Source organism: Hyalangium versicolor, from assembly GCF_020103695.1.
GTDB classification, from domain to species: domain Bacteria; phylum Myxococcota; class Myxococcia; order Myxococcales; family Myxococcaceae; genus Hyalangium; species Hyalangium versicolor.
The window spans coordinates 168,925-195,732 of the sequence record NZ_JAHXBF010000008.1 but is presented as its reverse complement, the minus strand read 5'-3'; the positions used below and the strand labels follow the sequence as shown (position 1 = coordinate 195,732).

The 26,808-nt window shown below is 68.0% G+C and carries 24 protein-coding genes; 7 read left to right on the top strand and 17 right to left on the bottom strand.

All coding sequences use genetic code 11. The features are described 5' to 3' along the window. Positions 1–26: 26 nt before the first annotated feature. Both KY501_RS18500 and ligD read right to left on the bottom strand, forming a co-directional pair. Positions 27–1,118, bottom strand: coding sequence for an ATP-dependent DNA ligase (locus tag KY501_RS18500; RefSeq protein ID WP_224364504.1), 1,092 nt, complete (start codon positions 1,116–1,118; stop codon positions 27–29). Next, positions 1,115–2,050, bottom strand: a complete 936-nt coding sequence (ligD, locus tag KY501_RS18495; RefSeq protein WP_224364503.1) for a non-homologous end-joining DNA ligase — start codon at positions 2,048–2,050, stop codon at positions 1,115–1,117. Before ligD ends, KY501_RS18500 begins: the two co-directional genes overlap by 4 nt. A 247-nt stretch (positions 2,051–2,297) precedes the next feature. On the opposite strand from ligD, the gene KY501_RS18490 reads away from it, so the two are divergent. Further along, positions 2,298–3,722: a phytoene desaturase family protein gene (locus tag KY501_RS18490; protein WP_224364502.1), complete on the top strand. Its 1,425-nt coding sequence runs from the start codon at positions 2,298–2,300 to the stop codon at positions 3,720–3,722. Positions 3,723–3,725: 3 nt separating this feature from the next. On the opposite strand, the gene mltG is transcribed toward KY501_RS18490, so the two are convergent. Continuing rightward, complete coding sequence (mltG, locus tag KY501_RS18485) at positions 3,726–4,742, bottom strand: endolytic transglycosylase MltG (protein ID WP_224364501.1); 1,017 nt, start codon at positions 4,740–4,742, stop codon at positions 3,726–3,728. Between the two features lie 128 nt (positions 4,743–4,870). Continuing rightward, positions 4,871–6,874, bottom strand: a complete 2,004-nt coding sequence (locus KY501_RS18480) for a serine/threonine-protein kinase (RefSeq protein WP_224364500.1) — start codon at positions 6,872–6,874, stop codon at positions 4,871–4,873. A 250-nt stretch (positions 6,875–7,124) separates the two neighbouring features. Here KY501_RS18480 and KY501_RS18475 point away from each other — a divergent pair, with 250 nt between their 5' ends. Continuing rightward, a complete protein-coding gene (locus KY501_RS18475) occupies positions 7,125–7,415 on the top strand; it encodes a hypothetical protein (RefSeq protein ID WP_224364499.1) in 291 nt (96 codons plus the stop codon). A 22-nt stretch (positions 7,416–7,437) separates the two neighbouring features. Here the strand turns inward: KY501_RS18475 and KY501_RS18470 are convergent, their stop codons facing one another. Continuing rightward, positions 7,438–8,316, bottom strand: coding sequence for a LysR family transcriptional regulator (locus KY501_RS18470; RefSeq protein ID WP_224364498.1), 879 nt, complete (start codon positions 8,314–8,316; stop codon positions 7,438–7,440). A gap of 102 nt (positions 8,317–8,418) precedes the next feature. Here KY501_RS18470 and KY501_RS18465 point away from each other — a divergent pair, with 102 nt between their 5' ends. Continuing rightward, entirely contained in the window at positions 8,419–8,721 is a 303-nt protein-coding gene (locus KY501_RS18465) for a YiaA/YiaB family inner membrane protein (RefSeq protein WP_224364497.1), read from the top strand. 15 nt (positions 8,722–8,736) lie between these two features. Here KY501_RS18465 and KY501_RS18460 read toward each other — a convergent pair whose 3' ends face one another. Next, entirely contained in the window at positions 8,737–9,429 is a 693-nt protein-coding gene (locus KY501_RS18460; RefSeq protein WP_224364496.1) for a YqiA/YcfP family alpha/beta fold hydrolase, read from the bottom strand. Between the two features lie 69 nt (positions 9,430–9,498). Further along, the gene (locus tag KY501_RS18455; protein WP_224364495.1) at positions 9,499–10,416 is read right to left on the bottom strand and encodes an RluA family pseudouridine synthase; all 918 of its coding nucleotides are present in this window, start codon (positions 10,414–10,416) and stop codon (positions 9,499–9,501) included. A 112-nt stretch (positions 10,417–10,528) separates the two neighbouring features. Here KY501_RS18455 and KY501_RS18450 point away from each other — a divergent pair, with 112 nt between their 5' ends. Together KY501_RS18450 and KY501_RS18445 are read left to right on the top strand one after the other, a co-directional pair. Next, entirely contained in the window at positions 10,529–11,998 is a 1,470-nt protein-coding gene (locus KY501_RS18450) for a hypothetical protein (RefSeq protein WP_224364494.1), read from the top strand. Next, positions 11,995–13,086 carry a putative hexosyltransferase gene (locus KY501_RS18445; protein WP_224364493.1) on the top strand — a complete coding sequence of 364 codons (1,092 nt, stop codon included), beginning with the start codon at positions 11,995–11,997 and terminating at the stop codon, positions 13,084–13,086. The genes KY501_RS18450 and KY501_RS18445 overlap by 4 nt, the downstream gene beginning before the upstream one ends. Positions 13,087–13,104: 18 nt before the next feature. Here KY501_RS18445 and KY501_RS18440 read toward each other — a convergent pair whose 3' ends face one another. The 10 genes from KY501_RS18440 to KY501_RS18395 form a co-directional block, all read right to left on the bottom strand. Then, the gene (locus KY501_RS18440; protein ID WP_224364492.1) at positions 13,105–15,507 is read right to left on the bottom strand and encodes an ATP-binding protein; all 2,403 of its coding nucleotides are present in this window, start codon (positions 15,505–15,507) and stop codon (positions 13,105–13,107) included. Positions 15,508–15,518: 11 nt separating this feature from the next. Continuing rightward, positions 15,519–15,965: a hypothetical protein gene (locus tag KY501_RS18435; protein WP_224364491.1), complete on the bottom strand. Its 447-nt coding sequence runs from the start codon at positions 15,963–15,965 to the stop codon at positions 15,519–15,521. Positions 15,966–15,981: 16 nt separating this feature from the next. Then, a complete protein-coding gene (locus tag KY501_RS18430) occupies positions 15,982–16,473 on the bottom strand; it encodes a hypothetical protein (protein ID WP_224364490.1) in 492 nt (163 codons plus the stop codon). A 168-nt stretch (positions 16,474–16,641) separates the two neighbouring features. Further along, positions 16,642–18,012 (bottom strand): oxygen-independent coproporphyrinogen III oxidase, encoded by a 1,371-nt coding sequence (gene hemN, locus KY501_RS18425; protein ID WP_224364489.1) that lies wholly within the window; start codon positions 18,010–18,012, stop codon positions 16,642–16,644. Positions 18,013–18,125: 113 nt separating this feature from the next. Beyond that, positions 18,126–19,520, bottom strand: coding sequence for a cytochrome c oxidase accessory protein CcoG (gene ccoG, locus KY501_RS18420; protein WP_224364488.1), 1,395 nt, complete (start codon positions 19,518–19,520; stop codon positions 18,126–18,128). A 9-nt stretch (positions 19,521–19,529) separates the two neighbouring features. Continuing rightward, positions 19,530–20,072: a cbb3-type cytochrome c oxidase N-terminal domain-containing protein gene (locus KY501_RS18415; protein WP_224364487.1), complete on the bottom strand. Its 543-nt coding sequence runs from the start codon at positions 20,070–20,072 to the stop codon at positions 19,530–19,532. Next, complete coding sequence (locus KY501_RS18410) at positions 20,065–20,265, bottom strand: CcoQ/FixQ family Cbb3-type cytochrome c oxidase assembly chaperone (RefSeq protein ID WP_224364486.1); 201 nt, start codon at positions 20,263–20,265, stop codon at positions 20,065–20,067. Before KY501_RS18410 ends, KY501_RS18415 begins: the two co-directional genes overlap by 8 nt. After that, complete coding sequence (gene ccoN, locus KY501_RS18405; RefSeq protein WP_224364485.1) at positions 20,265–22,613, bottom strand: cytochrome-c oxidase, cbb3-type subunit I; 2,349 nt, start codon at positions 22,611–22,613, stop codon at positions 20,265–20,267. The genes KY501_RS18410 and ccoN overlap by 1 nt, the downstream gene beginning before the upstream one ends. Positions 22,614–22,617: 4 nt before the next feature. Continuing rightward, positions 22,618–22,809, bottom strand: coding sequence for a cytochrome oxidase (locus tag KY501_RS18400; protein ID WP_224364484.1), 192 nt, complete (start codon positions 22,807–22,809; stop codon positions 22,618–22,620). Further along, the gene (locus tag KY501_RS18395; RefSeq protein ID WP_224364719.1) at positions 22,806–25,211 is read right to left on the bottom strand and encodes a heavy metal translocating P-type ATPase; all 2,406 of its coding nucleotides are present in this window, start codon (positions 25,209–25,211) and stop codon (positions 22,806–22,808) included. The genes KY501_RS18400 and KY501_RS18395 overlap by 4 nt, the downstream gene beginning before the upstream one ends. A 49-nt stretch (positions 25,212–25,260) precedes the next feature. On the opposite strand from KY501_RS18395, the gene KY501_RS18390 reads away from it, so the two are divergent. Both KY501_RS18390 and KY501_RS18385 read left to right on the top strand, forming a co-directional pair. Continuing rightward, complete coding sequence (locus KY501_RS18390) at positions 25,261–25,977, top strand: sulfite exporter TauE/SafE family protein (RefSeq protein ID WP_224364483.1); 717 nt, start codon at positions 25,261–25,263, stop codon at positions 25,975–25,977. Between the two features lie 94 nt (positions 25,978–26,071). Next, a complete protein-coding gene (locus KY501_RS18385; protein WP_224364482.1) occupies positions 26,072–26,797 on the top strand; it encodes a hypothetical protein in 726 nt (241 codons plus the stop codon). The last annotated feature ends 11 nt before the right edge of the window (positions 26,798–26,808 follow it).

The following is a 26,808-nucleotide window of genomic DNA, read 5'->3' as shown; positions in this document are numbered from 1 at the left end:
GACAAAACCGGTTCGCCCAAAGGGGGTCACGGACTCGCGGAGTCCCCGTACTCCACGAGCGGAACCTCGGCCCGAGCGCGACGCAGCAGCACTTGCTCCATCAGGCACTGCTCGGGGGCCTTGTCGGGCCGCCAGCGCAGAAACTGCGTGCCGTGCCGGAAACGCCCCTGGCTGAAATGGTCGTACCCCACCTCCATCACGAGCCGCGTCTGAAGAGGTTCCCAGGCCCCATCCCGCTTGCTCCAGCGGCTCGGGCCTCCGGGGGCCTTGCCCGTGAACCCGGGCCCGCCGCGAATCGATTCGAGCGTCTCGACCAGCTCCTTCTTCTCCTTGGCGGAGAAGCTCGAGCAGTACCCCACGTGATGCAGCAGCCCGTCCTCGTCATAGAGCCCGAGCAGCAGCGAGCCCACCCCACTCTTCCGGTTCTCCGCCCAGCGGAAGCCGCCCACCACGCAGTCCGCGGTGCGCTGCGGCTTCACCTTCACCATCCCCGTGCGCTCACCCGACTCGTACCTGGCGGTGAGCCGCTTGGCGATCACCCCGTCCATCCCTGGCGACCCCAGCCACGCCCGAGCCACCTTCTCCGAGCAAGTCGCGGGAGACAGCCGGATCTGCCCCTTCGCGTCCAGGTAGCGCGAGGCAAAGTCCTCCAGCTTCTCTCGCCTCTGGAGCAGCGGCTTCTCCGTGAGCCTCTGCCCCCGCGTGTCCACGAGCATGTCGAACACGTAGAACCGCGATGGGCTCTGCTTCGCGAGCATGGCCACACGGCTGGCCGCCGGGTGGATGCGCATCAACAGCGCATCGAACGAGAGCCCACCGTCCTCCGGGATGACGATCTCCCCGTCGATCACGAAGCGCTTGGGCGACAGCTCGCGCACCGCGGCCACGAGCTCCGGAAAGTACCGGCCCAGTGGCTGCCCAGCCTTGGACTGCAACTCCACATGCTCCCCATCCCGGTAGGCCACGCACCGGAAGCCATCCCACTTGGGCTCGTACTGCCAGGTGTCCCCTTCGGGAATCTCCCGCACCAGCTCCGCCTCCATGGGCGGGTATGGCGGAGTGAGCGGCAGCTCCAGTGTGGTCCAGGTCGCGGGCGCGGCGGTGCGAGGCGGTCTCATAGGAACCTCTCCAGCTCGACCCTCCCCTTGGAGGCCAGGAGCGGCTTCCAGAGGTCGCCCTGGCGCTCGATGCGCGCGGGCACGTTCTTCAGGGTGAAGTCCTCAATGCGCGCGCCAGCCTCCAGTTCCTCCCAGGTGACAGGAGTGGACACGCTGGCATGGGCCGTAGGGCGCACCGAGTAGATGGACGCCAACGTGCGCCCCCACGCGTTCTGGTTGTAGTCCACGAGCACGCGTCCCCGTGGACGCCTGGCAATCCGGTACTCGGAGGTGATGAGCTCCGGGTACTTACCGGCCAGTTCCTGCGCCAGCGCCTTGGCGATCGTCCATACCTGCTTCTGCGTCGGGCCGCGGCGGATGGGCACATAGACGTGCAGCCCCTTCGAGCCAGAGGTCTTCACCAGCGTCGGCATCTTCAGGCCCTCGAGCACCTGCCGCAGGACCAGCCCCGTCTCCACCACCTGCTCCCAGGTGGCCTGAAAGGGGTCCAGATCGAAGTGCAGGTAGTCGGGCCGCTGCACGTCATCGCAGCGCGCGTACCAGGGATTCAGATCGATGCAGCCCAGGTTCACCGTCCACAGCAGTGCCGCCAGGTCATCCACCACCGGGAAGTCGATGACGTTCCCCGAGGAGTGCGTCACGGAGCACGTGCGCAGCCAGGCCGGGCGCGGCTCGGGAGCGCGCTTCATGAAGAAGAACGGCCCGAAAGCCCCATTCGGATAGCGCTTCATCACCATGGCGCGATCGCTCAGGTGGGGCAGCAACACCGGCGCCACCTGGGCGTAGTAGCGCAGCAGATCTCCCTTGGTGATGCCCAACTGGGGCCAGAACGGCTTCTCCAGATGGGTCAGCCGCAGCTCCCGGTCTCCGATCGTCAGATGGCATTCCCCGCTCGTGCCTTCATCGAGGATGGCCAGTGCCTCGGCGTTCATGCCCTCAAGGTAGGATCGCGATCACCGGCGCGGCACAGCCGCGGACGAGGCTCCGTCCAGCAGGCGGGCGGACGAACGCGCGTGCTGGAAGGCGATCTTCAGCCCTTGTTTGAGAGCGAAGGCCAACCCCGCAGGGAAAGTTTGTGCACCTCACCTACAAAGTGGGATGAGACTCCCCGCTCCCTCTCTCCCGTCGAGGCCAAGTTCTATTCTTCCGCCAGGGCCTCGGAGATAGAGTCCCCCCACCTTGGGCGAGTCCTATGACGCAGTCGTGATTGGAGCAGGCCCCAACGGCCTGGCGGCGGCCATCACCCTGGCCCAGGCGGGGCGCTCGGTGCTGGTGCGCGAGGCCAATGCCACCGTGGGCGGCTCGTGCCGTTCGGCGGAGCTGACGCTGCCGGGGTTCATCCACGACATCTGCTCCACCGTGCAGGCGCTGGCGCTCGCCTCTCCGTTCCTGCGCGGCCAGCCGCTGGCCGAACATGGGCTGGAGCTCGTCCATCCCCAGGCCTCCTTCGCCCATCCGCAGGATGACGGACACGCGGGCGTCGCCTATCGCTCGGTGGACCAGACAGCAGAGACGCTGGGGCGCGACGGCGTGGCCTGGAAGAAGCTGTTCGGCCCGCTCGTGCGGGACTGGGAGAAGCTGGCCCCTGCCCTGCTGGGACCGCTGCCTCCCGCGCCCAAACATCCCTTCGCACTGGCGAACTTCGGGCTGAAGGCCCTCCGGTCCGCCCGGAGCCTCGCGGAGGGGTGGTTCGAGGGAGAACATGCCAAGGGCCTGTTCGCGGGTGTGGCGGCACATTCGATCGCGCCGCTCGAGTGGACGGGGACCAGCGCCTTCGGGCTGGTGCTCGGCACCAGCGCCCATGCAGGAGGCTGGCCCGTGGCCCGAGGAGGCTCACAGAAGCTGGCGGACGCGCTGGTGTCGATCCTGCGCTCGCTCGGGGGCCGGATCGAAACCCAGGCGCGCGTGGACAACATCGACGAGCTGCCCCCCTCGAAGGTCATCCTCTGCGACGTCACCGCCCGGCAGTTGGCGAAGCTCGCCGGCCACAAGCTGCCCGCGCGTTACACGAAGCGCCTGCAGTCGTTCCGCTACGGCCCCGGCGTGCACAAGGTGGACTGGGCGCTCTCGGAGCCGATCCCGTGGAAGGCGGCGGGATGCCGGGATGCCGGGACGATCCACCTGGGAGGCACCTTCGACGAGCTCTCCAGCGCCGAGCGGGATCCCTGGGAGGGCCGCTTCGCCGAGAAGCCCTACGTGCTGCTGGTGCAGTACCCGTTCGAGCCGAGCCGCGCACCGGCTGGCAAGCACACCGCGTGGGCCTACTGCCACGTCCCCCACGGAGGAGACCTGGACGTCACCGACCGCATCGAGCGCCAGGTGGAGCGCTTCGCTCCCGGCTTCAAGGACACCATCATCGCGCGCAGCGTGATGACGCCGTCCGAGATGGAGCGCCACAACGCGAACCTCATCGGCGGAGACATCACCGGCGGGGCGAACATGTTCTCGCAGATCCTCGCCCGGCCAGTGCTGGGGCTGAACCCCTACAAGACGCCCCTGAAGGGGCTCTACCTGTGCTCGTCCTCCACCCCGCCGGGTGGAGGTGTCCACGGCATGTGCGGCCACAACGCGGCGCGCATCGCGCTGCGCAACGAGCTGAAGTGAGGCTCAGTACACGTTGTATTTGACGCGCAGGGCCTCGTGCTCCTCGGCGTTGCGCGACGGGTGGAGCTTCTTCTCGGAGTCGTGCAGGTAGTACCAGTAGTCGCTCGCCTTGGGGTGGAGCGCGGCGAGCAGCGAGTCCACCGTCGGAGCACCAATGGGCCCCGGAGGCAGCCCCGGACGCGTGCGGGTGTTGTACGGATCCGTGCTGTCGCGCAGCCGCTTGAGGAACTCCTTGCGCTCGTTCCAGTCCGCCAGCTCGTAGCGGCTGGTGGCGTCGACGCCCAGCGGGAAGCCCTTGTCGATGCGCTTCCAGAGGATGCCCGCGACGAGCGGCCGCTGCGAAGGCTCGGGCTCTTCACGCTCCAGCATGGAGGCCATCACGACGATGTCATGCAAGCTCCGGCCGCCCTTCCCGATCTCGTCCTTGTGGGCCTCGTAGAAGCGCAGGGCGAACGTGTCGAGCTGCCGCTGGATGAAGGCCTCCACGTCGAACCCATCAGGGACGACGGCGTAGGTCTCCGGATAGAGGTAGCCCTCCAGCGTGCGCGTGGGGAGCGGGAAGGCGGCCTTGAAGCGATCGGGGCGGCTGGCCGCGGCAATGTACTCGCCCGGCTTGATGAGCCCCTTGGCGGCGAGCGCCGCATCGGTGTCCCGCAGGCGCCACCCTTCGATCATGGCGAAGGGGACATCCTCGGGCAGCGGCGGGCCCTCGAGCGTCGTGGCGATCTGAGCGATGGACATGGAGGCGCGCAGCTTGAAGCGGCCGGCCTTCGCCGACAGCCCGCCTCGCCGCCAGAGGTGATAGCGCCAGAACCGCGCATCCTCGATGAGCCCCTGCGACACGAGCTCCGGGCCCAGTGCACGCGCGGACGTCCCCTTCTTCACGACGAAGACAACCTCGGGGGCCTCCCCCGAGACCTTGGGGGTCGACGCACCTTTCTCCGCCCACAGGAACGCCCCTGCGGCGGCACCGCCACCCAGGACGGCCAATGCAAGCACCACGATGAAAAGCTTCTTCATGGGCTTACGCTACCAAAGCTTTGGCGCTCGGGCGGGGAAGTCGCGCTTCAGTGCCCGCCCGGCAACGGAACAGGCTGGGGAGTGCCCTCCCGGACAGAGGAAGTGTCCACGGTCTCTCTGGCCGCCCGCTAGGGATGCTCCGAGCGCAGCCAGCGCGCCGAGACATCTCTCTCCGGCACGGCTCCCAGCGACTGCGAGGAGCCCGTCCTCCGCTGTTTGAGCGTCCAGTAGTGCTGCTGCAGGGAGACCCGGAGCGGGTTGGCCCGCAGCGCCCGCTCGTACTCCAGCAACGCCAGGTCGGTCCGGCCCTGGGAGGCCCAAGCGGTGGCGGTATGGGCGTGGATCTGCTCGGCGGCCGCCGCGCCTGGGTGCTCCTCGAGGAAGCGGGCCTGCAACGCTTCGATCTCGCTCACGGAGATACCGCTCGAGATGCAGCGGGCCACCCCCATGAAGTTGCTCCGCCACGCGTCGTGCTCGATGCGCTGGCGCGCATGGCCGAGCACGTCCGCGGCCTTCTCCACCCGCGAGCGCATCTCTTCGACATCCCTCTGCTGCCGGGCCGACAAAGGCCGGTGGGCGAGGTCCTCCAGGGAACGGAACGTGGAGCGCGCATGCTTGCGGACGTCCTCGAAGGAGGCATCCAGCGGCACACAGAGCAGCGCATAGGGATCGGTCCGCACGCGCCGGAACATCAGGTCCAGCGTCAACTCCGCCTGGGAGTCGTTCGGTGTCTCCTTGGGAGCATCGAGCCTCGGGGCCTTGCCTTTCGCCATGCCCGCCAGCTGCTCGCGAGCCTCCTCGGACAACTCCTGGAATTGGACGGCGAAGCCGGGGCTCCGCTTCCAACCGAGGGCCTGAGCCGGGCTGACGTGGTGGACGACCTCGGCCACGCAGGGTAGCTCCTGTCCCTGCATCTCCAGGACGAGCGACAACCGGGAGCGCAGCGGCGGCGGCGTCTGCTCGGTGCACAGAAAGGCGCCGCCGTGGGCCACGTCCACGCAGGCCAGACTGACGGGGGGACTCCCCGGCTGGAGGTTGACGCGCGCGGACAACCCTCCGGGCACGGGAGCCGGAGAGGAAACCGGCGCGATCGGAACCTCCTCCGAGATGCCCGTGGAGGGCGGGGCGATGCTCTGAAACGCCTGCTCCAAGGCCTCCCGCATCTCGGCCGCGGTGCTGTAGCGATCCTCCGGGCGCTTGGCCATGGCACGCATGATGACGTCCGACAGCGCCACCGGCACCTCGGGCCTCACTTCATGGGGCGCCGGCGGGCTCTCCATGAGGTGGGCGTGCAGCAGGCTCCCCAGCCCGCCCTTGGAGAAGGCTGCTCTGCCGACGAGCAATTCGTAGGCGATGAGCCCCAGCGCGTACAGATCCGTCCGCCCATCCACGGCATGGCCGTACCACTGCTCGGGAGCCATGTACTCGGGAGTGCCGAGCAGCGTCCCCGCCGAGGTCTGCTCCTGCGGCACATTGTCCGTGAGCTTGGCGATGCCGAAGTCCAGCACCTTGACGAAGTGCTGCATGCGATCGCGCCGCACCAGGAAGATATTCTCCGGCTTGAGATCGCGGTGGACCACGCCGCAGAAGTGCGCTGCCTGGAGCGCATCGCAGACCTGGGTAAGGATGGGCACGGCCACCGAGGGCTCCACCGGCGCGCCCGTCAACACCGTGAGCGGACTGCCCTCCAGGTACTCCATGACCAGGTAGTGCCGCCGGGGCGGCAGCACGTTCGTGTCGAAGATGTTGATGATGTTCTCGTGGCCGATGAGGTTGACGATGCGCGCCTCGGCCATGCAGCGCTGGATCAGCGTCTCGTTGGAGGCGAAGTGCTCATGGAGGAACTTCACCGCCACCTTGCTGCCGATGAGGGTGTGCTCGGCCAGGTAGACCGTCCCCATGCCGCCGCCACCCAGCTTGCGCACGATCCGGAAGCTGCCGAGCTCCAGTCCCACGAGCGGATCGTCCGAGCTGGCCATCGGAACCAGCGTCTTGGGCAGGGTTCCACTCGAAGCCTGGGGAGATGCCCACCACTGCTCCGAAGTCGGCTCCCATCCCTCGGGGCGCACCCGCGTGGGGCACAGCGCCTCCCGCTCCGTCGAGGCAGGGCTCTTCGCGTCATCTGGAATCATCGGAGAACCTCCACTGAGGGGCCTTCGTCCGTGATCGCCTCACGGAGCGCAAGGAACGGCGGTGCAAGGCCTGTGCTCAGGTGGAAACACTGGAAAGGACTCAACTTTCCTTCACGGGAGGGCGTTGCAAGACACCACAGCGCACATCCACGATGAGGGATCGCGCCTCACTTGTGATGAAATCGTTCGCGCGCTCCCGCGTAGCTCCAGAGCCTGGAGCCCTGACGCCCAGCGCACGAGGAACAACGCAATGGAACCGACCGAAGCGATCACGGTGGTGCTCATCGTGGGAATGACTTGCGGTATCCCCCTGCTGGGACTGACCCTCCGCTTCTCGCTCAAACCGCTGGTGGAGGCCTTCATCCGCCTCCGAGAGGCGCAGCTCGGCGCTTCCCAGGTGCAGCAGCTCCAGGCCCGGGTGGACTACCTCGAGCGGCAGTTGGAGCTGCGGGGGCTGATGGACCGCGCGCCCTCCACCTCCCTGCAGCAGCTCGCGCCGGAGCACCTCCCCATCGTGACGAAGGACCGGGAGCGCATCTAGCCCCGGCAACCTCCTGGCTCCCTCAAGGTTGGGGAGCCAGCGAGAGCAGCACCCCGAGCAATGGGTCGGCATGCGCGCTCTTGCGCCAGGCCGCGTAGATGGGGAACTCGCGGACCGACTGGGTGAGCGGCTGCGCGATGACTCCCGGCACCCGAGGCCCCTTCGGTAACAGCGAGGCCAGCAGCGAGTAGCCCAACCCGGCGGCGACGAAGCCGAGGATCGTCTCCGAGGAGTCCGCCGCATGGAGCCGCCGTGGCCTCACGCCATGCTGCGCGAGCGCCGTGAGCTGGAGCTCCCGCAGCTGGAGGTCCGCGCTGTAGGCGATGAAGGGCTCATCCCCGAGTTGCCGGGGATCCACCGGGCCCTTCCGGGCGAGCGCGTGGTTGGAGGGGAACACGAGGAAGGGGCGCGTGCTGCCCACCTTGCGTGTCTCGAGATCCCTGGGGAGTTCGGACAGGTGGTCCACCAGCAGGTCCGCATCTCCCGAGCGCACGAGCTCCACCGCGGGGACCTTGGCCTCGAAGAGCTCCACCTCGATATCGAGCCGCTGGCTGTGCAACCGCCGCAGCCACGGGGGCAGCAGGTAGCGGAGCACATGGCCCGAGGCATGGATGCGCAAGCGCCCACCCACCTCGCCCGAGCGCAGCGAGCGCTCCACGACGGGCAGTCCCTCCAGGAAGGGCGCGACGTAGGAGTAGAGCGCGCGGCCCTCGGACGTGAGGACGACGCGGTCCTTCCCCACCCGCTCGAAGAGCCGCACGCCCATCTCGGTCTCCAGCCGCTTCACCTGCTGGTGCACGCCGGGCTGGGTGATGGGGTACGGAAACGAACGGGCGGCGCGTGCATAGCCCTCGCACTTCGCCACCCAGTAGAAGCCTTCGAGCCGCTGGAGCTGAATCATTCACCCCACGTTATCGAATGGCCATGGATTAGTTCCATGCAGTTGGCGAAGAAAAGGGGCACTCTTCTTCCCGTCAACGCAACCGAACCCCGGAGGAATCCCATGAGCCGCGCCCCCAATACCCAAGCCATCCAGCCCGCCCACAGCAACGCCTGGGTCGTCCAGACCTGGGTCTCCTGGATCCTCGCCGTGGGCGTGACGGCCATGGGGGTCTGGTTCCTCCCGGTGGATGGCTGGATGAAGTCTTTCCTGGGCATGGGGATGCTCTTCACCGTGGGCTCCACCTTCAGCCTGGCCAAGACGGTGCGCGACGTGCACGAGCAGCAGCGCATCGTGTCCCGCATCGACGAGGCGCGGATGACCAAGCTGCTGGCCGAGGTCGACCCGCTCTCCCCCAAGCTGTAGTCCCCGCCGCGGCGCTCAGGCTCCCACGGGAGCCAGAAAGGGCCGCAGGAAGTCGTCGGCCTCGGCGGTGATGCGCCCGAGCGAGGCCACCAGCTCGTGGCCGTCATCCACTTCCACGAGCCGCACGTGCCGCTTGCCTCGCGCCCACTGCCGAGAGGCGTGGATGTCGACCGTGTCATCCTGACGCCCGTGGAGAATGAGCGTGGGAACCCGGACATCGGGCCACCCGCCGGACCGTGCGTCGATGGCCTTCAGATCCGGGACGAAGCCGAAGTCCACCCGGACCATCCGCTTCTCGGCGTAGTCCTGTGTCTCCATCCAGCCCGTCTGCTCCCAGCGGCGCATGCCAGCCTCGCCCGCGCGGCGCCTCAATTGCTCCATGGCCCGAAGTGCCGGAGCCAAGAGCACCAGCGCACACACCCGCGCGTCCTCCTCCGCCACCCGGCACGCCGTCAGCCCTCCCAGGCTCGAGCCAAAGAGGATGGCCCGATCCCGCTCTCCGCCGATGGCTTCACGAACCGTGCGCATCATCGCGCTCAGGCGCAGGTGCTCCAGCGAGGGCTGGCGCAGGTTCAGCCGCTCCAGGGGGATGCCGTACCGGGCGTAGTGCGCCGAGAGCGCCACACCCTTGGCGGACTCGGGGCCCGAGGCGAAGCCGTGGAGGTAGAGCCAGCGAGGGCCCGGCGGCGAGACATGCTCGACATTCATGGGCGGCAATGTAGTTCCTGAGCTGGTACGACCAGCATACCAGTTGGCAGTGGTCTCGCCCGACAGGGGTCAGGCGCGCAGCAGCGCCAGGGCCCGCTGAAAGTCCTCGGGCAGGGGGGCTTCCACCTGGATGAGTTCTCCCGAGGCGGGACGTGGCAGGGCGAGCCGCAGCGCGTGCAGGGCCTGGCGTCCCAGTTCTCTCGCAGCCGCGTGTGCGCGTGTCTCCGCGGGGCCATAGATGGCATCACCGAGGACGGGGTAGCCCGCCTCGGAGAGCTGGACGCGGATCTGGTGCGTACGTCCGGTCTCCAGCTTCACCTCCAGCAGCGTCGCACCGTGGAGCCGCTCCCGCACCTCATAGGACAACACGGCCCGGCGCGCGGACGGAACGCGTGTGGTGAACTTGCGAGGATCCTTCGGGTCGCGACCATAGGGGCCCTCCAGCCGCCCCTTCTCGGGAGCCTCTCCCAGCACGAGTGTCCAGTAGCGCTTGTCCACCCGCTTCTCCTGGAACGCGCGATCGAGCGCCGCCACGGCCTCATCGGTGCGCGCGAGCACGAGACAGCCACTCGTCTCCCGATCCAGCCGGTGCACGACGCCGGGCTGCGCCACGCCCTCGACATCGAAGGGCGGCAACCTCGCCGCCACCAACTCCACCACCGAGGGCTCCGAGCCCCCTGGCTCCACCACGAGCCCCGGAGGCTTGTTGATGATGACCATGGTCTCGTCGTCATGGAGCACGGGGAGCTCCGGCCCCTCCACATGACGCCTGGGAGGCGCCCTTGGAGGTGGCTGGTCGAGTTCGATCTCCTCGCCTCCCCAGAGCTTGCGCGTGGGCTGGCATTTCTTCCCGCGAATGCGCACCTGCCCCTGCGCAATCAGCGTGCGAGCCCGCTCCAGCGAGAGGCCCGGCACATGTTTCGACAGGTGCTTGTCCAGCCGCTCTCCGGCAGCCTCTCGGGGGACGGTGATCTTCCGCGACGCCATGCTCTCCCTCTCGGGGGCCCAGGACTCCCCTGGGTCGCCGGGGCGGACTCAACAGGCGCGGGCGTGCAGATGCAAGCGGCTCTCGCGAGAACCGCGGTTAGACTGCCCAGCCGTGAGAAGACTCCTCCCCGGCCCGGCGGCGGTGCTGGCACTCCTGGTGACGGTGCCCATCGCCCTGTCGCCCCTCAAGAACTATGATCTGTTCTTCCACCTCGCCGGGGCCCGGTGGATCCTCGCACATGGCTTCTCCCGCCTGGACCCGTTCAGCGTCACCGGCACGGCCGGCTGGGTGCCTCATGAGTGGGGCTTCGGCATCCTCGCCGAGCTCTCCCTGCGCATCTTCGGCGCCGCCGGTCCCGAGCTGCTTGTCGCCACCCTCGTTGCCACCTTCGTGGTGCTCGCCTGGAGTGCCATCCGTTCCGTCGCCTCCTCACCCGGACTCGTCGAGCTGGGAGTGCTGGCCCTGGCGCTCGTGGCGCAGGCCTTCACCTGGTACCAGGAACGGCCCTACCACCTGGGCCATGTCCTCTTTGCCCTCGCCGTCCTGCTGACGCAGGCGTGGCGACGGGGCAGCGAACGCGCGCCCTGGCTGCTCATCCCGCTGTGTGTCCTCTGGGCCAACCTGCACGGCAGCTGGCTCCTGGGCCCTGCCCTGCTGGGCTCCACCGCGGTCGGCGCGCTGATCGATGGCGGAGACACCACGCACCGCCGCCGCTGTGCCCTGGCCCTGGGAGCCACTGGGCTCGCGTACCTCGCCTCGGCGCTCTCTCCCAGCGGCCCGAGCATCTACCTCTATCCCATCCTCCACTCGGCCCTCGCCTCCACCCAGACCCTGGAGGAATGGCAGCCGCTGGACCTCACCCTGCGCTGGGCGCGGTACCATCTGGCCCTCGCCTTCCTCGCGACCTTCGTCTGCGGCGGCGCCCGCCCTCGCGCCTGGGCCATCCTCCTGCCCACGCTCGGGCTCACAGTGGCCTCCCTCGGCGCCCAGCGGCACGCTCCCTTCGCCGCGCTGCTCCTGGCCGTCTTCATCGCCGAGCACCACCACCGCCTCGCGCCCTCGGCACTCCCTGAAGCCTTCCGCGCCGCCTGGAGAACTCTGGATGGATGGAGCACTGCCTGGATCCAACGAGCGGGTGGAACCGCGTGGCCTTTCCTGGTGCTCGCCGTCCTGGCGCTCTCCGCCGCGCTCCACCCAGCCACGGTCCGCGAGCGGATCTACCCCGGCCGCTTCCCGCTGGCCTGCTTCGACACGCTGAAGACGCTGCCTCCCGGCAAGGTCCTCAACCGCTTCATCATGGGTGGAGCCCTCTCCTACTTCGCCGGCCCCGAGTACAAGGTCTTCATCGACAGCCGAAATGATCCCTTCCCCCAGTCCATCCACGATGACTACGACAAGTTCGTGTACGGGCTGCCGGGCTGGCGGGACGCCCTGGCGCGCTATTCGCCCGACTACGTGCTGTGGAATCGGACGGGACCGGGCAGCGTCCTGCCAGATGCGCTGCAACACGAGGGTGGCTGGACCCAGGTCCTGGAGCCCGAGGGCGAAGATTGCATCCTGCTCAAGCGAGCGACCCCATGAGCCGCCTGCGCTGGGCCGCCTTCCCCGTGGCCGTGTTCCTCTTCACCCGCGCCGCCATCCTCGCCCTCACGAGCTGGTCGCTGCGAATGGATCCGAGGCTCCACTTCGACGGCCCCAAGCTCCTCGAGGTGCCCTCGCTCGGGGGCCTCTGCCGTTGGGACTGCCTTTACTACACACACATCGCGCTCGACGGGTACCGGGAGCCCTTCTGGACCAACTTCTTCCCGCTCTTCCCCCTGCTGGGCAAAGGGCTCTCGTGGCTCACGGGCCTCTCCGTGCCCATCAGTCTCGTGTTGCTGGCAAACCTGGCCGGCCTGGGCGCTCTGCTCGCCGTGTACCGAGTCTTCCTGGAGGCCGAGGGTGAACAGGTGGCTCGCGCCGGCCTGAGCCTCTTCGCAGCCTTCCCCTTCGCCTTCTTCCAGGCCGCCGGCTACCCCGAGTCGCTCATGGTGCTCACCAGCGCGCTGGCCGTGCTCCTCGCCCTGCGCGGGAGACACGTGGTGGCGGGCGGTGTCCTGGGGCTTGGAGTCCTCGCTCGGCACCTCACCATCGTCGCCGGGCTGTCCCTGCTCACCGCGCAGCTTCGGGAGCGCGGCTTCCACCCCCGGCGCTTCCTGCTGCACCCGGCCTTCCTCGGGCTCCTCCTGCCCTTCGGCTGCGCCTCGCTCTACATGCTCTACCTCGGAGCCACCCGCGGCGAGCCGTTCGCCTGGTGGACGCACCGCAAGGAGGGCTGGGGAGAGCTGGCCTGGTTCGGACTCGGAGACCTGCTCCGAGGCAACGCGCTGCCCCTGGAGATCTACCTCTACGTCCTCTTCTCCCTGGTCCCTGGCATCGGCGCGGTGCTGCTGCTTCGGGAGCCCCGATGGCGCGTGTTCGCGGCCTTCGCGGTGGGGCTCATGCTGACCCTCTGGACGGTGGGGCTCGCCGGACTGGGCCGCTACAGCGCATCCTGCTGGCCCGCCTTCCTCCCGCTCGGCGTTTGGATGACGCGCCGCCCTTCCCTCCTGTCGCCCTGCATCTGCGCAGGCGCGCTCCTCCAGGGCATGTTCCTCTACCTCTTCGCGCACTGGTACAACATCAACTGAGCCCCAGCGCGCCGCCCCTCAGCCGCACAGGCGCTCAACGAATTTCCGCAGGCTCTCGCGCTCGAAGGGCTTCTGCAGCAAATCGATCGATCGAGTCTCGATGAACTCTCGGGCCTGTGGATTGAACACGCCGCCGGTGATGAGGCCGGTGTGCCGCGCCAGCTCCGGCGAGCGGCGCTCCAGTTCCTGGAAGAACTGCACCCCGTTCATCTCCTGCATCATCACGTCGCAGACGATGGCGTCATAGCGCTCGCCGCTGGCGATCCGCTGGAGCGCCTCGCGCGCATCCTGGAGCACTTCCACCTCGTGCGCATCCCTCAGCAGGCGCCGTACCGACTTGCCCACCGCGAGTTCATCGTCGATGAGCAGCACTCGTCTCCGAGGCCCCTGGGCCTGGATCTTCATGCCCACCTTCGGCTGCACCGTGCCCTTGACGCCATCGCCCTTCGCATCGAAGGACGGGAGCACCAACCGGAAGACGCTCCCCCATCCCGGCTTGCTCTGGACCTCGATCCAGCCGCCCATGATCTGGATGAGGTTGTTGCAGATGGACAGCCCCAGCCCCGTGCCCACCCCTTGCGGCTTGGTGGTGAAGAAGGGCTCGAAGATGCGCTGCTGAATCTCCGGCGTCATCCCCTGCCCGTTGTCCTCCACCTCGATATGGACCCACTCGCCCTGGCAGCGCGTCGACAGGGTGATGCGGTTCTGATCCGCGGGGCGATCCGCCGGGAAGGCCTGCAACGCATTCACCAGGAGGTTGACGACCACCTGGCCCAGCCGCGCCTCATTGCCCCGGACAGCGGGGACGATCTCGAGCGACCGCACGAGCCGAGCCCGGTGCTGGAACTCGTTGCGCATCAGCCGCAGCGCGCCCTGGATGACTCGCTGCACGTCCACCTGCCCCTGGGTGTCGTCATCCGCACGCGAGAAGGACTTCAAGTCCTGGATGATGACGCGCAGCCGCCCAGCACCCTCCAGCGACTCCAGCACGGCATCCCGCAGCTCCGTGCGCTGCTCGGGCGTCAGCGCCTCTTGCGAGAGGTTCTCGGCGACGAAGGTCAGATTGGAGGAGAGATAGGCCAACGGGTTGTTGATCTCGTGCGCCACGCCCGCCGCCAGCATCCCCACGGAAGCCATCCGGTCCGCCAACCGCAACTGCATCTCCATCCGGCGCGACTCGGTGATGTCCCGAAGCACTCCGACGAGGAACGGCTCGCCATCCGCGCCCGTGAAGGGGGCCTTCTTCGTGATGAAGATGCGCGCATTGCCAGCGCTGTCCGAGTGGGTCTCCTCACTCTCGCTCGGCTTGCCGGAGACGAAGACCTCCTCATCCCTCTTCCACAGCAGGTCCGCCTCGCGCGCCGGGGCGAGATCGTAATCGGACGTACCGCGCAGCTCCTCTTCCGTGCGCCCGAGGAGCCGGCACAGCGCGCTGTTCATCGCGACAAGCCGGTGCGCGCGGTCCTTGACGAAGACGGGATCCGGCAGCGCGTTGAGGGTGTTGTGGAGGAAGTCCCGCGTGTGCTCCAGCTCGGACTGCACGTGGATGCGAGCCAGCTCCGCGCCAGCGCGAGCTCCCAAGGCGCCCAGGAGCGCGTAGTCGATGAACCCGGCCTCCAGCGGCTCCTTGTGCGCCACGGCCAGCACTCCGATGGGACGCTGCCGGGGATCCTTCAGCACCACGCCCAGGTAGCCCTCGGCCTCGAACCGCTGGAGGTTCGCATCCCCTGGGAACCGCTCCCGGACGCCGTGCGTATAGTGGGCGCTGCCGTGCATCACCACCTGCTGGTGAGGCGAGCCCCGCAGCGGCCAGGTCAGGCTCTTGCCCTGCCCCTCCTCCGACCAGATCGCCAACGTCTGCAATTGCTCCTGCTCGGCGACGAGCGCCCCCACCATGGCCACCGAGACCCGGAACGCCGAGGCAAGCTGCGCCACCAGCAACTGGAAGAAGTCATGGCCGATATCCGCCGAGGTGCTCGAGAGCAGCACGTACAGCGCCTCCCGAGGGCTCAGCCGCGGCTGCTCCATTCGCGCCAGCTCGGGAGCCTGGATGCTCTCCGGCTGCAGGCGCCGGCGCAGCGCGAGGAGCCGCACGCCCCAGCCCTCGCCAGGTGGCGCGAGGCACTCGTCCGCCCCCACCTGGGCCAGCGCTTCCTGCTCGGCGGCCTCGCGGCGCGTCAGCACCGTCAGCCACGTCTGCGCGGGAGACCGGCGGGCATCGACATAGCGACACAACTCGATGAGCTCCTCGAGCGGGCCTCCCGCATCTCCCAGCACCAACAGCCCGGGAGGCATGGAGCCAGAGAGCTCCTCCAGCCGCTCGACGCGGCGGAGTTGCACCTCATGGCTGCCCTCCCGTGCGAGGCGAGACGCCAGCTCATCACCCTGCTGCGGAGGCACCTTCAAGAGTAGGACTTGCACGAAGCCACTCCTCAAGAGAACTCGCCCAGGAGCACCCGGGCGCGACCATCCATGGGCAAGCTGTGTTCCTGCACCACGGGGAACCCGCGCTCACGCGCCAGTTCCGCGAGGTGCCGCATCCAAGGATTGTACGGCATGCTGTTGTCGGAACAGCACGGAACCACCGCGAACGGCAGCCGGTGGGTCGCGGCGTATTCAATGATGATCCGCGTCGCACCGTCCGGGTGCATCCCCACGAGCAGATCCGCCTCGCAGGGTTCCTCCAGAGTGAAGGCCCTCTGGGCGAATCGCACAGGTAGGTGTTTGTGGCGCAGATCAAACGTGGTGACGCTCCGTCCCAAACGGCTCAGCGCATCGTTGAGCCGGCCCTGACCGCCAGCAATGTCGAAGATGCGAGGGGCGACGAAGCGTTCCACGATGAACTGAGCGAAGAGATCGAACCGGCGCTTGTCGGCCATGTCCCTCTTCTCTACCTCACCTGGGACGTTGCTGTCCGGCCAACGCCTCCCAGATGAGCCGGGCCTCAGGCGAGTCCACGGTCCCATGCACGCTGGCCAGCACCTGCCCGTGCTCATCCAGGGCCAGCACGTAGGGCTGCCGGCTCGTGGCCAGACCGAGCACGTGGGCCATCTTCGCGTCCTTGTCGGCCCAGGTGTCATGCCAGAACTGGGGAGGTACCTGCTCCTTGGCTCGGCCGCGAACCATGCCGGTGCTCACGTAGAAAGGCAGGCTCAACGAAATAATGGAGGCTCGGTGCACTTCGTCGGGGATGTGCTGCGCTGCGGTATCGAACCACCGGCGCATCTCGTCCCCGCCGTGTTGTTCGGTAATGACCACGAGCAGGGTGGGCTGCCCCTGCCACTCGCGGCTCTCATGGGGCTGGCCGAGCAGATCCTTCGCGGAGAACGGGGGCACGGACTCCCCCGTCTCGGGCAGCGCCGTGACGGGGAGTGCGAGAAGGAGCACTACCAGCCCGCAAAGCGAGCAGAGGGCCCTGGCACTCCAAGTCCTCCGGCTCCTCCCGTGCTCTAGCGGCCTCCGCATGGACACCTCCCGTCACGGGAGACGGTGCGCATCCGGCGGTACTGGCTCCAGGAACGTCCCCCAAGCGAGCAAGCCCCCGAGTGCCTCCCACTATACCGTCCGAGAGAAGCGCGGCTTTGCGCCCTGCGTCAGGTAGGCATCGAAGACCATGGCCACGTTGCGCACGAAGAGCCGCCCCAGAGGCGTCAGCTCCAGCTGTGTCCCCTGGCGCACCAGCAATCCGTCCTCCTCGAAGGCCCGCAGCCGCTCCAACTCGGGGGCGAAGTAGCGAGTGCCCTCCTCGCCCAAATCGACCCAGAAGTTGCACATGATCTGGGTGATGACCGCGCGGCGGCGCTGATCGTCCGCGCTCATGCGGATGCCGCGCTCGGTGGCGAAGCGGCCCTGCGTCACGTTCTCGGCGTAGCGCGGCAGCTGGCGGACGTTCTGGAAGTAGGCCCCCGCCACATCACTGATACCGGTGCTGCCCAGCGCCACCACGTCCGTGGCCCACTTCACGGTGTAGCCCTGGAAGTTGCGTCCGAGAGTCCGCCGCTCCTGGGCTCGGGCCAGTTCGTCCTCCGGCACGGCGAAGTGATCCATGCCGATGGGCCGATAGCCCGCGCCCACGAACGAGGCGTAGGCCGCGCGGAACAATTCCAGCTTCTCGCGTCCGGTGGGGACGGCCTCTGCGGGCATCCGGTTCTGGTGCTTGAGCACCTTGGGCATGAAGGCGAACGAGTAGACCGCGAGCCTGTCCGGACGCAGCTCCAGCACCTGCTCCAGCGTCCGAGCCCAGCCCTCGGGCTCCTGGTACGGCAGTCCATAGATGAGATCGAAGTTCACTCCGGTGAAGCCCAGCGACCGCGAGTGCTCCAGCAGGGATGCGGTCTGCTCGAAGGACTGGATGCGGTGGGTCACCTCCTGGACCTTCGGGTTGAAGTCCTGAAGCCCCATGGAGATCCGGTTGAAGCCGAGCTGCCGCAACAGGGAGAGCTGCCCGGGCGTCGTCACGGCCGGATGGACCTCGATGGCCACTTCGGCATCTGGCTGGAGGGTGAAGCGCCGGGAGATCTCGGACCACAGGCGCTCGATCTGATGCTCGGAGAGAAACGTGGGCGTGCCGCCGCCCCAGTGCACCTGCGCCAGCGACCGCCTGTTCCCCAGCCGCTCGGCCACGAGATCCAGCTCAAGGACCAGGTGATCGATGTACTGGTCCGCCAAGCCGCGATCCTGCGAGATGAAGACGTTGCACCCGCAGTACCAGCACAGGCTCCAACAGAACGGCAGGTGGACGTAGAGCGAGAGGGGATTGGCCGCGCCTGCTGCTCCCGCGGCCTCGAGCCGCTCGGCGAAGTCGTCGGCGCCCAGGTCGTGCCGCCACTCGGGCGCGGTGGGGTAACTGGTGTAGCGAGGGCCCGAGACATCGTACCGGCGCAGGAGCTCTTCCGAGGGTGTCGGAACTTCCAGAGGAGCGAACATGACCGTTCCTCAATCCAAGGTCCGTGCCAACCCTTCTCCGAGGAAACGCCTCTGCACGCGCTGCGTTCCAGGCTCCGGAGCCGCAAACCTTGCGCGGCTCGTGGGAATGGAGCTCAGGGGCCTGGAGGCCCGAGGAAACGGCCCTCGAGACGCTTCACCTCGCCCGAGGCCTGGTCCACCACCTCCAACGTGAAGGTGAAAGGGAGCGGGTGCTTCCCGCGCTCCAGGGAGATGAAGAGGGGAACCCGGAAGCTCTCCAACGAGCCGAGCCGGAGTTCCTTCTGAGGCAACACCACGACCGCGGACTGCGGAGCCTCGACCGAGAGGCGGAAGGTGGCATCGCCCGGGTTCTTGTTCACGAGGTGGAGTTCGAACTGGTTGCGCACGGAGCCCTGCTCCAGCAGGTACGGAGCGCCCTGCATGCGCAGCAGGTTCGCCTCGAAGGGCGTGCGCCGCGCCAGACTCACTCCGAGCGCGATGAGGGAAGCCAGCAGCAGCCCCCCATACGCCAGCAACCGGGGCCGGAGCACACGCCGCGCCAGCCCTGCCAATCCATTCAGCGAGCCATATCGAACGAGACCGCGCGGCTTGCCGATCCGGTCCATCACCTCGTCGCACGCGTCCACGCACTGAGCGCAGGCGACGCACTCCAACTGCAGCCCGTTGCGGATATCGATCCCCGTGGGGCACACCATCACGCAGCGGCGGCAGTCGACGCAGTCTCCCCGAGGAGCCAGCACGGGGCCCTTCTGGAGGGGCCCTCTCGGCTCTCCCCTCCGGGTGTCGTAGCCGATGATGAGCGAGTCCCGATCATGCATGGCGGACTGGAGCCGCCCATAGGGGCACAGCACCACGCAGAGCTGTTCCCGGAACCAAGCGAAGTTGAAGTACAGCGCGCCCGTGACGGCCATGGACCAGGCGAAGGCCGTGCCGTGCCCCGCCGGGCCCTCGCGCACCATGGAGGCCAGTTCCTTCGCGGAGACGAAGAGGCTCAGCGCCACATGGGACAGCAGTAGAGACACCGCCACATACGCCCCATGCTTGAGCACCGCGCGGGCAACGCGGACCGCCGTCCACGGCTCGGAGGAGACCCGGAGGCGCCGCTCCCGAGGACCGTCGATCCAACGCTCGATGGTCCGGTACACCCCCTCCAGAAACACCGTCTGAGGGCAGGCCCAACCGCACCAGACGCGCCCCAGCGCGGCCGTGGCGAACAGCAACGAGAAACCCGCCGTGGTGAGCAGGAAGAGGACGAGCCAGAAGTCCTGGGCGTTGTAGGTGTCTCCGAACAGGTAGAAGCGACGGGCCTCCACGTCGAGGTGCACCGCCGGATGCCCGCCGACGTGCACCAGCGGGAGCGCCACGTAGATGGCGATCAGCACGGCGAAGCCGATGCGGCGGCGGTTGATGAACCGGCCCTTCACGTCCGCCGGGTGGATGGCCAGACGCGAGCCATCCGCCTTCATGGAGGTGAGCTGATCGACCCGAGGGCCTTCGCTGCGTGCCATCTCCGTCTCCTACTGCTCGGGCTCGCCCTGCGGAGGCTTGCCGGGAAGGTTGCGCCCCTTGAGCGTCAGCACGTATGCCGTGAGCGTGCGCACGCGCGTGGGCCCCAGCGTCCGCTCCCAGGCGGGCATGCCCTTGGCCACGGCGCCCTCGGAGATCGTCTTGTGGATCTCCACCGGCTTGCCGCCATGGAGCCACGCGTTGTCGGTGAGGTTGGGGCCGATGAGCCCCTGCCCCTCCGCCCCGTGGCAGGACGCGCAGTTCTGCTGGAAGAGCTGCCGGCCGCTGGCGGTCGCCTGATCATCCTTCACCATGGCGAGCAGCGTCTCGTCCGAGAGTGGCTTGCTGTCAGCGACTTTGCTGGCAGCCTCGGCGGACTCCTGCTGGTACTCGCCGAGCTGCCCCGGCCCCATCTCCGCCACGTGGTAGTAGAACCAGTAGCCGAAACTGAAGACGAGCGTCGTCCAGAGGATGCCCAGCCACCAGTTGGGCAGCACGTTGTCGTGCTCTTCGATGCCGTCATAGACGTGGTGGACGGCGGACTTGTCACTCATGGCCAGTGCCTCCGGAGTCCTGCCGCGACGGGCCCTGATCGAGCAGCGGGAGCAGGGCCGCCGCCTCGAAGTCCTGGCTGCGCCGCGCGAGGAAGAGCCACGCGACGACGCCCAGGAACACCGCGAGGAAGAACAGCAGCGCGAACAGCGGCAGGTGGGTCCAATCCATGCCTTGGTAGAATTGGCGATACATCAGGGAGTCCCTCCCACGACAGCGGCGGTCTTCGGGCCGGCGGGCTCGGCCGGCTTCACATCCTGCGGACCCCGCCCGAGCCGCTGCAGGTAGGAGATGATGGCCACCATCTCCGAGTCCCAGGCCACCTGGATGCCCTGTGCGGCCAGGTCCGCGGTGATCGTCTCCGCCTGGGCCTTCTGCCGGGCCTCGGAGCCCTCGATGTCTGAGTTGGTATAGGGCACGCCCAGCTTCTGCATCAGCGCCAGCTTCTTGGGCGCCAGCTTCGTCTCGATGCGGTTGGACGCCAGCCACGTGTACGGGGGCATGTTGGAACCCGGGCTGGTGGCGCGCGGATCCATCAGGTGGGTGTAGTGCCAGAGGTTCGGGTACTTGCCGCCCACGCGGTGCAGATCCGGCCCGGTGCGCTTGCTGCCCCACTGGAACGGATGGTCGTAGATGAACTCCTCAGCGCGGGAGATCTCCCCGTACCGCTGCGTCTCCGAGAGGAACGGGCGGATCATCTGCGAGTGGCACGTGTAGCAACCCTCGCGCACGTAGAGATCCCTCCCCTGAAGCTCCAGCGGCGAGTACGGAAGCTGGGCCTGGCCATGCGCGGGCACCGCCTGCTGGATCATGATGGTGGGCAGCAACTCCGCCACGCCGCCGATGAGGACGGCGAGCAGCGTGAGGATGGTGAAGGCCAGCGGGCGGCCCTCGATGAGGGCGAACCACGAGGGCTTGCCCGCCTCGCGATCCCGCCGCGTGACGATCCAGGCGAACTCGCCCAGGGCCACGATGGCGCCGATGAGCACCAGCGCGCGCACAGGTTTTGCCCAGCCGAGGAAGAGGCTGACGCCGAGGATGGCCACCGCGAACACCAGCGGCCGGCCAGTGACAACGTGCACCCAGCCTGGAGCCTGCACGGGCGCCGGAGCAGGCTGCGGATCCTCCACCACGACCGTCGTCTCACCATCCACCGCCTTGCCCGCGCTCGCCGTCTTCCAGAGGTTCCATGCCATGACGATGAAGCCGGCGAGGTAGAGCGAGCCGCCCAGGAAGCGGACGATGTACATGGGCCGGATGGCGATCAGGGTCTCGACGAACGAGGGGTAGAGCAGCGTGCCGTCGGGATTGGTGGCCTTCCACATGAGGCCCTGGTTGATGCCCGAGGCCCACATCGCGACGATGTAGAGGAGGATGCCTACCGTCCCCGTCCAGAAGTGGAAATCGGCGGCCTTCACCGAGTGCAGCTTCGTGCCGTACAGCCTCGGCACCAGCCAGTAGAACATGCCGGCCGCCATGAAGCCGTTCCAGCCCAGCGCGCCGCCGTGGACGTGGCCGATGATCCAGTCCGTGTAGTGCGCCAGGGCGCTCACGGACTTGATGGAGAGCAACGGGCCCTCGAAGGTGGCCATGCCGTAGAAGGTGACGCCCGCGACGAGGAACTTGAGGACGGGATCCTCGCGCAGCTTGTGCCAGGCGCCCTTGAGGGTGAGCAGGCCGTTGAGCATGCCGCCCCAGGAGGGAGCCCACAGCATCACGCTGAACACCATGCCCAGCGACTGCGCCCAGTCCGGCAGCGCCGTGTAGAGCAGGTGGTGCGGGCCGGCCCAGATGTAGATGAAGACCAGGGCCCAGAAGTGCACGATGGAGAGCCGGTACGAGTAGACGGGCCGCTCCGCCGCCTTCGGCAGGAAGTAGTACATGATGCCGAGGATGGGCGTGGTGAGGAAGAAGGCCACGGCGTTGTGGCCGTACCACCACTGCACCAGCGCATCCTGCACGCCCGCGTAGACGGAGTAGCTCTTCAGCGGGCTGAGCGGCAGCGCCAGGCTGTTGACGATGTGGAGCACCGCCACGGTGACGATGGTGGCGATGTAGAACCAGATCGCGACGTAGAGGTTCTTCTCGTTGCGCTTGGCCAGCGTCCAGAAGAAGTTGATGGCGAAGGCGACCCACACCACCGCGATGGCGAGATCGATGGGCCACTCCAGTTCCGCGTACTCCTTGGAGGTGGTGTACCCGAGCGGCAGGCTGATAGCCGCGGCGACGATGATGAGCTGCCACCCCCAGAAGTGGACCTTCGAGAGGAAGTCGGACGCCATGCGCGCCTTCAGCAGGCGCTGGGCGGAGTAGTAGACGCCCGCGAACATCATGTTGCCCACGAAGGCGAAGATGACGGCGTTCGTGTGCAGCGGGCGCAGGCGGGAGAAGGTGGTGTAGGGGATGCCCAGGTTCGCCTGCCACCAGGCGAGCTGCGCGGCGACCAGTGCCCCTACGCCCATGCCCACGATGCCGAACAGCACCGCCGCGAAGATGAAGCGGCGCACCGTGGTGTCGTCATAGATGATTCGTTGCTGTTGCACGGCGTCACCTCGTCGAGTCGTGCGGTGAGGGCTCGGAGTCCTTCGGCGCCGATGGGGCACCGTCGTCCTCGAGCGGGAAGAGCGCGAGCCGATCCGCGTGCTCGTGGTCCCGGTAGCGGATGCTGACCGCGAAGAGCAGCACCGAGCCGGCGACGAGCATCAGGCTCACGAAGACCTGGAGAAGAATGACGTTCAAGCGGGGACCTCACGGAGCGAGGGGACTCGAGCCGATGCAGGCCGGCGCGAGGGAGACAGGCTGTAGAGCGTGAAGAGCAGCAGCGAGAGCGAGCTCAGCGGCATGGCCACCGTCGCGCGCAGCGGCGTCATCGCACCGGCCAGGCACACGGCCACCGCGATGACGTTGTATACGAGCGCCACCGCGAGCACGCGGCGCACCACCTGGCGCAAGCGGTGGGATAGGCGGAGCGCCTCGCGGATGGAGCCGATCCCCTCGCCGAGCAGGAAGAAGTCGGACTTGCCGGGCATCACCGGCCGATCGATGGCGGGCGTTCCCGCGCACAGGGCGCGCTCGAAGGCGAGGCTGTCATTCACGCCATCTCCCAGGTACAGCGTGTCCGAGCGGTCCAGCGCCGCCACCCTGGCCGCCTTGTCCTCGGGCTTCTGTCCGCCGAGCGCCTGCTGCGGAGAGACTCCGAGCCGCTCCGCCATCTCATGGACGCGCTGGGGGGCGTCTCCGGAGAGAAGCCACACGTCGACGCCCTCCTCGCGCAGGGCAGCGATCTCCCGCTTCGCATCCGGGCGGACGGAGTCACGCATGGGAAAGGCGGCCACGAGCCCACCGTCCCGAGCCAGCACCACACCCTGTGTCCCCTGGGCCTCGGGAGCAGCCCACGAGGCAGCCCCCAGGCGCCAGCGAGTCCCGTCTCGCATCAGCTCGAGCCCCTGTCCGGGGTGCTCCTCCACATGGAGCCCCGGCGTGAAGCGGGCACCTGCCTGGGACAGCGCTGCGGCAAGGCACCGGCTCACCGGGTGGTTGCTGCGCGCGGACAGGTTGAAGGCCACATCGCGAAGCCCGGGCTCAAGCTGCTCGAGGGCGGCACGATCGGCCAGCTCGAGCCGGCCCAACGTGAGCGTGCCCGTCTTGTCGAAGAGCACCTTGCGAACAAGCGGGAGCCGGTCGAGGAGATCCGCGGAGCGGATGAAGAAGCCCTCGCGGCGCAGCCGGGCCTGGACCAGCTCGTAGGCGAGCGGCACGGAGATGCCGATGGCACACGGGCACGTCACCACGAGCAAGGCCACCGCCACCTGAAGCGCCTTGTCAGGCCCCGCGGGCCACCACACCGCCAGGCCTAGGGCCGCGATGGAGAGCACCGAGATCACCCACCGGCGCGACACGCGGCTCCAGAAACGGGCGTGCGCGGGCAATCGCTCGGGGGCACCGGGCGCCTGACGGAGCAGGGAGACGAGCGGGGACTCCTGGAAGTCCGTCCGGGCTCGCACGTGCACGGCCACCTGCGCGGCGTTGAAGGCGCCCGCGGGAATCACCTCACCCTCGCGAACGGTTCGCACATCCGCCTCGCCGGTGATCCAGTCCGTGGAGAAGCTCGCCTGGGCATCGAGGAGCTCGGCATCCACGGGGACGAGGTCCCCCGGAGTGATGACCAGCGTGTCCCCGGCGCGCAGCTCCGGCGCGCGAACGGTGTCCAACCGGTCCCCCTGCTGGCGACGGACGAGGATGCCGTCCGCACCATCATCCTCCAGCAGGAAGCGGCGGTTGCGGTCGAGCACGCGCTGCTGGAGCCAGCGCCCGACGAGCATCAGCGTCATGAAGGTATTGAGGGACTCGAAGTAGGCCAGGTCCCCGCGCCCGCTCCGGGCCTGCGCGAGCGACGTGCCATAGACGAGCAGGATGCCCAGGGCGATGGGCAGGTCCAGGTGGAGCACCCCACTGCGCAGCCCCTGCCACGCCGAGCGGAAGAAGGGCCAGCCACCCACGAGCACCGCCACCGTGGACAGCCCCAGGCTCAGACGGGAGAAGAGGGAGAAGATCTCCCCATCCTCGGGAGTAAGGCCCACGTAGAAGCTCCAAGAAAAGAGCATCACGTTCATCGCGATGGCGGCGCAGATGCCGAGCCTCACGGGCAGATCCAATGAGGCAGCTTCGGGAGCCTTGCGACTGGGTCCAAAGAGGTAGCCGAATGCCTCCACCGAGTTCAGGAAGCCCGTCACGTCGAACTGGCCCCGCCGCCACCTCAGGTTCACCTTCCCGAGCGCCGGGTTGATCGTGATGGCGGCGCCGCCGGGCTGACGGCGGAACAGCTCGTTCATCAACCAGACACAGGCGGCGCAATGGATGCCCTGCACATCCAGCTCGAGCGAGCACAGCTCTCCGCCCGAGGACTCACTGCGCGCCACCAGCGGATCCAGCCACGCATGGCTCCGGCCCGGCTTGGGCTCGGGAGCAGGAGCCACCTTCCCATCCGCCAGGGCGTAGTAGCGCGTGAGCCCCTGATCCACGAGCAGACCATGCACGGCCTCGCAGCCCGAGCAGCAGAACCCACCCTGCGCACCCACGGGGACTGGGCTTCCACAGTGGAGGCACGAAGTCGCAGGCAGCTTTTGCGCGGAAGTGGACATGCCCAGGCCGGTATTGCGAACGGCATGCCTGTTGCCTTGAGCAGCGAACATGACGGCACTCGAGGCCCCAGCGTTGCTGCTTGCTCAGATGATCTCCCCTTCTCCGGCGGTGCTGACCGGAGCGCTGGGAGCCTTCACCGTGGGCCTCACGGGGAGCGTCCATTGCCTGATGATGTGCGGGCCGCTCGCCTGCGCGGCCCTTCCCTCGGTGCCAGGGCCGCAGCGGCGCAAAGCCGTGCTCGCCTATCAAGGAGGCCGGATCACAGCCTATGCCGCGTTGGGAGGAGCGCTGGGGGCGCTCGGGAGCGGCGTGGCGCGGACGCTGGATGTCTCCGTGCACCCTGCCCTGCCCTGGCTGATGGCGGCGGCGCTCGTCGCGTCCGCGCTGGAGCTGGGAAAGCGGCTGCGTCCCCTGCCCGGCCTGTCCCACCTGGTGGGTGCCCTCTCACGGGTGAGCGCAAAGTTTTCGTTTACGGGGAGAGCCGGTGCAATGGGTGCACTCACCCCCTTGCTGCCCTGCGGACTCCTCTATGGAGTCTTCGCGGCGGCGCTGGCGAGCGGCTCATTCACGGGAGGAGCCCTGCTGCTCGGAGCCTTCGCTCTGGGAGGATTGCCCGCGTTACTGGGAGCCCAGTTGCAAACCGGGCTGTGGCGCCACCGGCCCGTACTGGCCACGTTCCTCCTTCAGCGGGCGCTGCCCCTGGCGGCGGCGACGGTGCTCGTCTTCCGCGCCTTGGGAACTCCGGACAAGCCCAGCTGCCACTGACAGAACTCACTCCGTCCCCTCATGAGCGGACCGCCTGGGTGTTCTTCCATGGAGCCCCGAGTAGATTCGTTCTCCTATGGGACCCAAGCCAGACTTGCCTCCGATCGACAGTGCCGCACTGGCGGCCTCCTTCCTTCAGGACGCCCTACGTCAAGGCGCGCGGCAGCCAAGTACGCTCTCCGGAGTGCGAGTCACGCTCACCGCCGAGCAGTTCCGCGGGCTGGCGCGAAAGCGATTCTTCATCGCGCTCGGCACCTTCCCGATCTTCCTGGGAGCGGGGGGAGGAGTGCTCTTCCTCTCTCCTAATCTCGCGCTCATAGCGGTGATCTGCGGTTTCTTCGCGTACGCCTGCCTCTCGGTCGCGGCTCAAATGCGCGCCGCCGCCCGAGACGCGGTCGACGTCGAAGTCACCCTGAGCGGCGATCAACTTCAGGTCGCGGGGCAAGAGCCGCGAACGATCTTCAGGGCGCTTGATCGCTCCGGCTACCTCCGACTCATCTTGAAGGATTCCCGCGTCGTCGAGCTCTGGCTCGTCAACCGCCGCGAGCCCTCCGCGAGCTTCGATCTTCCCACTTCTCCGCAGAGCCGACTCGAGCTGTGCGCAGCCCTGCGGGCCGCCGGGGTCACGGTCCGGCGCGAAAGCTTCACGCGGAGGCTCCTTGTCCTGGCAGGGAGCGTCGCCGTTGGCCTGCTCGCGCTCGTGCTCGTGCGTATGGCCGCAGGGCTGGCGGCACTCGCGATCATCACCTCGCCGCTGACCTGGGCCTTCCTGGGCTTGATCGGGGTCGGTGTATGGTGGTTGTGGCGACGGCAGGATTGAGCGCCTCAACC